The following is a 7147-nucleotide window of genomic DNA, read 5'->3' as shown; positions in this document are numbered from 1 at the left end:
TTTGTGGAGAATACCGGAGTCGAACCGGTGACCTCTTGCATGCCATGCAAGCGCTCTAGCCAGCTGAGCTAATCCCCCGTATTTAAGGAAGGTCAAAGGAACTACTTTTTGAATAAGTTTCAAAATTCCTCTGAATATATTTTATCTTCTCTATTACTTCTTCACACTTAAAACCAGAACCGGAATACGCACAGAAAACTCAGATTTAGGTACCGCATTTTTCTCCCACAAATTTTTAAAAAATCCGCGCTTTCTTCTAAACACGCAAAGTAAATCAGGGTTTGTGGATTGAAAATGTTCTAAAACTCCCAAATAGGTTGTAGCATGCTCTGTAACCGTTAATTGCGAACACAAATCCATAAGAGAAGTATTTATTTTGAGATCTTCATCCGAATAACCAGGAGTCTTTACGAGAAGTAAATTTATTTTTGATTTAAATTTCTTCTTTATAAGTTTTAATGGCTCAAGAATTCTCCTTTGAGTTAAAATTCCAGATTTAAATGCTGTTAGAATATTTTTAATAGGCTTAAAAATAGTACCTCTTGGGATGATTAAAGCTGGAATATCTGTTCTTTTAACTATTCTCCCGGTAGTATGTCCCAGATATAATTCCTCTTTAATATCATTACACCTTGGAGCAATGATTATAAGATCTATACCAAGCTCTTTGTCAATTTCCTTTATTCCATCTACTAAATCTCCATTATACGTGGCAATCTTAATATCCAAGTTTTTGGAATCTACCTTTTCAATAACTTCTTTGACGCGCTTCTTACTACTTTCAGCCACTTTCTCTGATATATTTTTCAATTCACCTGCCCCAGCCTTGGCCGAAAATACTTCCATGACATAAACACTGGAAGAAAATTGCGCAGCAAAGTCCACAGCATATTGCAAGGTCTCATGAGCATTTGGAGAAGTTCCTATGGGCACCAATATGTTATTCATAAGGTTTAGTATTATTAATTTAAATTTACAACTTATTTAATAAATTATTCATGATTAGATGCGCAAAGATACTGGAAATCCCGGAAATTCTTAGGCTTACCGCTGCCTGTGCAAAACAAATGGAAAAAATAGGGATATTACAGTGGAATGCAGAATACCCTTCCAGGGAAGCTTTTGAAGAAGATATTTCCCGAAAGGAATTATTTGTTCTTAAATCTGGAAATACTCTTATAGGCTGCATTACAATTACCACATTTATGGATGAGGATTATATTCCTGTTAAATGGCTCACACCAAACGAAAATAACATATATATTCACAGGCTTGCTGTTGGGCCTGAATACCAGGGGAAAGGCTATGCCCAAATATTAATGAATTTTGCTGAAAAATATGGGCGGGATAACAAGTATAACTCTATACGATTGGATACATTTAGTCAAAACAAAAGAAATCAAAAATTTTATGAACAACGGGGGTATCAAAAGCTTGGAAATGTCTATTTCCCTAAACAAAGTAATTATCCTTTTTACTGTTATGAACTCGTTTTGTAATCCTTTCTATTTTTGAAAACAGTTGTAAGTTTTAAAACCATAAATAGCTTAGCTATTCCTGCAACTATTGCCGGAATAGCCGAACCTGTATTGTCTATAACGGATACTGCTATTGTTGGTAATATTCAAACATACGGTCTGGAGTCACTTGCTGCAGTTGGGATCGTAGGTTCCTTTTTATCTATGCTTATATGGATCCTGGGACAAACCCGAAGTGCCATATCTGCAATTATCTCTCAATATTTAGGTGCAGGAAAGCTGGAAGAGGTAAAGAATTTACCAGCTCAGGCAATTTTTTTTAATGTAACTCTTAGTGTATTAATATTGCTTTCTACCATATTTATTGTTGAGGAGATTTTTGAATTATTAAATGCCTCGGGCAAAATATTAGAATTTTGTGTTGCCTATTACTCCATTCGTGTATGGGGTTTTCCCTTAACTCTTTTCGTATTTGCCGTTATGGGAATTTTCAGAGGATTACAAAACACATATTGGCCTATGCTTATTGCTATTACAGGAGCCCTGTTGAACATCGTGTTAGATTTTATTCTGGTTTATGGTATATCAGATATAATTCCTGCTTTTAACCTTGAAGGTGCTGCATGGGCAAGCCTTATTTCCCAAGGAGTTATGGCCATAATGGCATTTGTCCTACTGCGATTAAAAACCAATATTAACCTTATCCCAAGATTTCCGATACATAAGGAGTTAGGGCGCCTGGCAGTAATGAGTTTTAATCTTTTTATCCGCGCTATTGCACTTAATATTACTCTTATTCTTGCCGTACGAGAGGCTGCAGCGCTTGGTGATAGATATATCGGAGCTCATACAATAGCTATAAATCTTTGGCTTTTTGCTGCCTTTTTTATAGATGGTTATGGTGCGGCAGGCAATATTATGGGGGGTAAACTACTTGGCGCAAAAGATTACAATACGTTGTGGTCATTAGCTAAAAAAATTGCCTTATATGGTGGAATGGTGAGTGTATTTTTAATGTGTAACGGTTTTATCTTCTACAGACCGCTGGGTCGACTTTTTTCAAATGACCCTATTGTCCTGGAGACCTTCTACTCCATTTTCTTTATCCTTATCCTGGGATTACCAATGAATTCTATTGCCTTCGTTTTTGATGGTTTGTTTAAGGGATTAGGTGAAATGAAATTTCTCAGGAATGTTCTGCTGACAGCCACTTTTTTAGGTTTTATTCCTTTGTTATTGTTAAGTAAAGTCTTCGGTTCTGGTCTACAAGGAATTTGGATCGCACTTACCATGTGGATGATAATCAGAGGTAGCGCTCTTGTATGGAAGTTCCGTAGAAAATTTCGCCCACTATTACAAAAGGTTTAATTTTACAGAAAATAATTCAAATGGGCACAAACAGACCCGCCGGAAGTCTTTATACCAAAATTGAGAATAGAACTGCTACTATAGAATTTGGACATCCTGCAAGCAATTCTTTTGTCAGTGAACTTTTAGACCGATTAACTGATGAACTCAAAAAAATTTCTTCCAATAAGGCCGTTTCTATTGTTGTTTTAAAATCAGAAGGAGACAGGGCTTTTTGTGCAGGTGCCTCCTTTGATGAATTGCTGGCAATATCAAACACAGACGAAGGGACAATTTTTTTTAGTGGTTTTGCTAATGTTATAAATGCAATGCGAGAATGTGTGCACCCTATCATTGGCAGAGTGCAGGGTAAAGCAGTGGGTGGTGGAGTTGGCCTTATCGCTTCGTGTGACTATGTCTTTGCTGTAGAAGCTGCTTCTGTAAGGCTTTCTGAACTTAGTATAGGGATAGCGCCATTAGTTATTGAACCAGCGGTTCAACGTAAAATAGGATTGTCTGGTTTTGCCGAATTGGCTCTGTCACCTACTGAATGGAAAAATGCCTATTGGGCTCAGCAAAAAGGACTGTATTCTAAGGTTTTTAATTCCATTAAAGAAATGGACAAAGAGTTAGATTTTTTTATTTCAACATTGGCAACCTATAATCCAGAAGCCCTAAGAGCTATAAAAAAGATTCTTTGGGAAGATACTACATCCTGGAATGAATTATTAGCCAATCGAGCTGTGATTTCTGGTAATTTAGCCCTTTCACAAGTTAGCAAGGATAAATTGAAAAGTCTTAAAAAATAATAGTATGAAAATTTTTGAATTCCTAAATGGGGATCTTCTCTTTCCAATGCTGGCTCTTTTGGTAGTAGCTATATATATTTTTAATAGAATTAGAAACAAGAGAAAATTTAAAAAATAGGCTTATCTCCCTTAATATTACCATACAAAATAGTCTATGCTGCCCTATAAAGATTTTATACATTTGTAACAGATTTAAAACGAATGCATAAAATAAGGATTACCAAACAATTCACTTTTGAAACCGGCCATGCGCTTTATGGCTACGATGGTAAATGTAGAAATGTACATGGTCATAGTTATAAACTTTCTGTGACCGTAATAGGCATTCCAATTACGGATACATCCAATGTTAAACTTGGAATGGTCATTGATTTTGGTGACTTAAAAAAAATAGTAAAAGAAGAAATTGTTGAGCCTTTTGATCATGCTACAGTATTTAACAAAAATACGCCTCATATGGAATTGGCAAAAGAATTAAAAGACCGGGGGCACAAAGTAATCCTTGCAGATTACCAACCCACCAGTGAAAATATGGTAATTGATTTCGCAAGCAAAATTAAAGCCCGCCTATCTAAAGAAATACAATTGCATTCAATTAAACTTCGCGAAACAGAAACTGCCTTTGCCGAATGGCATGCCGGTGATAACTAGGTTGCTTTATGTATCTTTACACTAAATGAAAAGCATCTCTGTCCCAATAGGTAAAAAGGTATATTTTGCCAGCGATAACCATTTAGGTGCCCCAACACAGGAACAAAGTCTTCCCCGGGAAAAAAAATTTGTAGCATGGTTGGATGAAGTGAAGGAGGATGCTGCGGCTATTTTCCTGCTTGGAGATTTATTCGATTTCTGGTTTGAGTATAAAACCGTTGTTCCTAAAGGATTTACACGAACTCTGGGTAAACTGGCTGAAATTACGGACTCAGGAATTCCAATATTCTATTTTGTAGGTAATCATGATCTTTGGATGAATGGGTATTTCGAAAATGAACTCAATATTCCCGTTTATCACACACCACAACAATTCAAAATTAATAGTACCACTTTTTTTATTGGTCACGGAGATGGATTAGGGCCCGGTGATAAGGGTTATAAGCGAATGAAGAAACTTTTCACAAATCGATTGGCACAATGGTGTTTTCGTTGGTTACACCCGGATATGGGGGTTAAGTTAGCACAATATTTCTCTGTAAATAACAAATTATTATCCGGGGAGGAGGACATTCACTTTTTGGGTGAGGATAAGGAATGGCTCGTGCAATATTCTAAGAGAAAACTAAAAGAAAAGCACTGCGACTACTTCGTATTCGGACATAGACATTTACCTCTTGAAATAACTTTAAGTGCTACATCTTCTTACATAAACCTCGGCGACTGGATTTCTTATTATACTTATGGAGTCTTTGATGGTACAAAACTCTCTCTGGAGACTTATGTGCATTAGATTCTTTTATCTTAAATCCTTCACTTTCAACTGTAAGCTAACAATTCCATTCCAATGATTTTCTTCCAATGAGAAAACGGCACTAAATAATTTGCCATTTTGCACAACCGGTAGCTTATATCCCAAATTAAACCCTATGGCTCCGACCGGCCCGGAGCCGTTTTGAGTAACTGCAAGTTTAAGATGATTATTATCCTCTCCAACCCCTTTTGCATAGCCGGTATCGCAGAGGTTTTCTGTCATAAAAACAGGAGTCATATTACCCGGACCAAAAGGCGCAAATTGCTGTATTATACGTAAGAGTTTTGGACTTATCTGATCTAAATTGAGATTTGAATCAATGGTTATCTCCGGGGTCAAAAGATTTGGGTCTATTGTTTCGGCTACTACCTTTTCAAACTGCGACTTAAATATTTCATATTGTTCTTCAACCAATGTTAGCCCTGCAGCATATTTATGTCCCCCAAACTGCTCAATAGAATCGGCACAAAGTTCTAAGGCATTATAAACGTCAAAACCTTTGACAGATCTGGCCGATGCGGCCAACTTATCGCCGCTTTTTGTAAACACTAATGTAGGCCTATAGTAAGTTTCTGTTAGCCTGGAGGCAACTATACCAATAACCCCTTTGTGCCATGTGTCTTTGTAAACAACAGAAGTAAATCTATCTTCTTCCTTATTCAGGAGAATCATGGCAAGTGCTTCCTCTGTAATCTCCCGGTCCAATCCTTTTCTGTTCGTATTAAATTCCTCGATCTCTGAAGCATATTTAACTGCCTGCTCCATGTTTTGCTCTATTAAAAGATTTACCGCATATTGGCCATGTCTCATTCGCCCTGCCGCATTTATTCTGGGGGCAATTATAAAAACGACATCTGTTATGGTGAGTTTTTTCTTTTGAAGGTTCTTTATTATTGCCTTAAAACCAGTTCTTGGAGCTGAATTAATTACCTCTAACCCAAAATAAGCCAAGACCCTGTTTTCGCCTGTTATGGGTACGATATCTGCCCCAATAGCGGTTGCTACCAAATCCAGGTATGGAATGAGTTTATCAAAGGTATCCTCCCTTATAATATTTAGTGCCTGTATAAGTTTAAACCCTATCCCACATCCGCATAATTCATCATATGGATAGGTACAATCGTTTCTTTTTGGATCCAAAACAGCTACAGCATCTGGTAGTTTCTTTCCGGGCCTGTGGTGATCACATATGATAAAATCAATTCCTTTTTCCCTGGCATAAGTAACCTTCTTGATAGCCTTTACACCGCAATCCAACGCTATAATAAGAGCAAAATCATTGTCCTCTGCAAAGTCAATTCCTGTATAAGATATACCATAGCCTTCTGCATATCTGTCCGGAATATAGGTTGCCACATTCGGATATAGCGTAAGCAAATATGATGATAGTAACGCCACCGCCGTAGTTCCATCTACATCATAATCTCCATAAATAAGGATATTTTCATTTGCACGTATTGCATTTTCTATTCGCTTAACAGCAAGTTCCATATCCTTCATAAGAAATGGGTCATGGAGGTCGGAGAGTTGAGGTCTGAAGAACTTTTTGGCCTCTTCATATGAAGTTACACCTCGCTGAAGCAATAATTGAGCTATTAGCCGATCTACTTTGAGTATTTCGGCTAAAGCTTTTATTTGCTCATCATCTTGTTTTGGTTTTAATGTCCAGCGCATTGCACCATTTTATCTGTCTAGTGTAATATAATACGAATTCCTGCATCCTAAATGCAGAAATAACTCTTTTATTTTTATTTTGATCAATCTGTATTCCCCTGAAGAATGGGTGTCAATCTTTATGGAATATTGCTCTGATTTCAAGCTTTGCAAACCTTCTGAACATTTCCATTACACCACAATACTTTTCAACTGAAAGATCTACGGCTCTTTGCAATTTTTTTTCTTCCAGACTGTCTCCCCAAAAATGGTATTCTAAGGTAACGGAATCATAGTATTTGGGATGTTCATCCGTTAAATTAGCAATGGTCTCAATACTAAAATCCTGTACATTGAGTTTCATTTTTTTTATAAGCATAGCTACATCAAGACCC

The 7147-nt window shown here is 36.9% G+C and carries 8 protein-coding genes and 1 tRNA gene; 5 read left to right on the top strand and 4 right to left on the bottom strand.

What is annotated here, in order from left to right; all coding sequences use genetic code 11:
• Positions 1-4: 4 nt before the first annotated feature.
• Together WBN20_RS06450 and WBN20_RS06445 are read right to left on the bottom strand one after the other, a co-directional pair.
• Positions 5-78 (bottom strand) — tRNA-Ala (locus tag WBN20_RS06450).
• A 75-nt stretch (positions 79-153) separates the two neighbouring features.
• Complete coding sequence (locus WBN20_RS06445; RefSeq protein WP_424281117.1) at positions 154-948, bottom strand: universal stress protein; 795 nt, start codon at positions 946-948, stop codon at positions 154-156.
• 50 nt (positions 949-998) lie between these two features.
• On the opposite strand from WBN20_RS06445, the gene WBN20_RS06440 reads away from it, so the two are divergent.
• The 5 genes from WBN20_RS06440 to WBN20_RS06420 all read left to right on the top strand — a co-directional run bounded on the left by WBN20_RS06440 (position 999) and on the right by WBN20_RS06420 (position 5078).
• Positions 999-1499 (top strand): GNAT family N-acetyltransferase, encoded by a 501-nt coding sequence (locus WBN20_RS06440; protein WP_424281116.1) that lies wholly within the window; start codon positions 999-1001, stop codon positions 1497-1499.
• A 12-nt stretch (positions 1500-1511) separates the two neighbouring features.
• Positions 1512-2846: an MATE family efflux transporter gene (locus WBN20_RS06435; RefSeq protein WP_424274752.1), complete on the top strand. Its 1335-nt coding sequence runs from the start codon at positions 1512-1514 to the stop codon at positions 2844-2846.
• A 20-nt stretch (positions 2847-2866) separates the two neighbouring features.
• Entirely contained in the window at positions 2867-3634 is a 768-nt protein-coding gene (locus WBN20_RS06430) for an enoyl-CoA hydratase/isomerase family protein (protein WP_424274751.1), read from the top strand.
• Positions 3635-3835: 201 nt separating this feature from the next.
• Positions 3836-4285 carry a 6-pyruvoyl trahydropterin synthase family protein gene (locus tag WBN20_RS06425; RefSeq protein ID WP_424274750.1) on the top strand — a complete coding sequence of 150 codons (450 nt, stop codon included), beginning with the start codon at positions 3836-3838 and terminating at the stop codon, positions 4283-4285.
• 25 nt (positions 4286-4310) lie between these two features.
• Positions 4311-5078 carry a UDP-2,3-diacylglucosamine diphosphatase gene (locus tag WBN20_RS06420; protein WP_424281115.1) on the top strand — a complete coding sequence of 256 codons (768 nt, stop codon included), beginning with the start codon at positions 4311-4313 and terminating at the stop codon, positions 5076-5078.
• 6 nt (positions 5079-5084) lie between these two features.
• Here WBN20_RS06420 and recJ read toward each other — a convergent pair whose 3' ends face one another.
• Both recJ and WBN20_RS06410 read right to left on the bottom strand, forming a co-directional pair.
• A complete protein-coding gene (gene recJ, locus WBN20_RS06415) occupies positions 5085-6773 on the bottom strand; it encodes a single-stranded-DNA-specific exonuclease RecJ (protein ID WP_424281114.1) in 1689 nt (562 codons plus the stop codon).
• A 112-nt stretch (positions 6774-6885) separates the two neighbouring features.
• The coding region (locus WBN20_RS06410) for an OsmC family protein (protein WP_424281113.1) at positions 6886-7147 on the bottom strand (262 nt) is incomplete at its 5' end.

Source organism: Eudoraea sp. (assembly GCF_049665975.1).
GTDB lineage: Bacteria > Bacteroidota > Bacteroidia > Flavobacteriales > Flavobacteriaceae > Eudoraea.
Note: the sequence above shows the minus strand (reverse complement) of the source record. Positions and strands in the feature narration are given on the sequence as shown.